We start from the raw sequence: 661 nt of genomic DNA, 5'->3' as shown, positions 1-661 counted from the left end.
ACGAGCGGAGTGCGGCACCCGCACGGCGGCCGCGCGGCTCGGGGTGCGGCTCGTGCTGCCCCTCGGCGTCTGCTATCTGCCCGCCTTCGTGCTGGTGGGTCTGGTCCCGGTGCTGCTGGCGCTGGGCATCGACCTGCTCAGGGGGTGAGTGAGCCGGGAACGAGAGCTTCGGCGCGCGCGAGCGTGCCGTGGCCGTCCGCCACGCGGTGGACGGGGCCCGCAGCCGCGGGCCGTACAGGGTGCCTGCGTCTGAGCCGAGAGGCTGGACGGGGGCTGAGCAGGAGGGGAAGACATGACGATCACGACAGCGGTGGCCTGTCCCGAGCCGGAGGACCGGCCGCGGACGAAGGTCGACGAGCAGTTGTCGGAGAGTGGACTGGCCACGGCCGAGTACGCGATCGCGACGCTCGCCGCGGCGGCGTTCGCGGGCGCGCTGATGGCAGTCCTCAAGGGCGGTGACGTGAAGGGGATGCTCACGTCGCTCATCCAGTCGGCGCTGACGACCGGCTGACCCATGACGGAGCGTGAGCCGGAACGCGGCACCGTAACGGCCGAGCTGGCCATCGGTCTGCCGGTCGTCGTCCTCGTGCTCGTCGCCGTGCTCACCCTCGCGGCCGCGTCCACGGCGCAGATGCGCGCCATGGACGCGGCCCGCGCGGGG

The 661-nt window shown here is 73.2% G+C and carries 2 protein-coding genes; both read left to right on the top strand.

What is annotated here, in order from left to right; translation table 11 throughout:
• Positions 1 to 292: 292 nt before the first annotated feature.
• Positions 293 to 511, top strand: a complete 219-nt coding sequence (locus tag PROKR_RS01215) for a DUF4244 domain-containing protein (RefSeq protein ID WP_036958992.1) — start codon at positions 293 to 295, stop codon at positions 509 to 511.
• 3 nt (positions 512 to 514) lie between these two features.
• Positions 515 to 661, top strand: a 147-nt coding sequence (locus PROKR_RS37765) for a TadE/TadG family type IV pilus assembly protein (RefSeq protein WP_036958990.1), incomplete at its 3' end; no start/stop codon positions are given.

This window comes from Promicromonospora kroppenstedtii DSM 19349 (genome assembly GCF_000515355.1).
Classification (GTDB): Bacteria; Actinomycetota; Actinomycetes; order Actinomycetales; family Cellulomonadaceae; genus Promicromonospora; species Promicromonospora kroppenstedtii.
The sequence above is the reverse complement of the archived record's forward strand: the minus strand, read 5'-3'. Positions and strand labels throughout refer to the sequence as shown.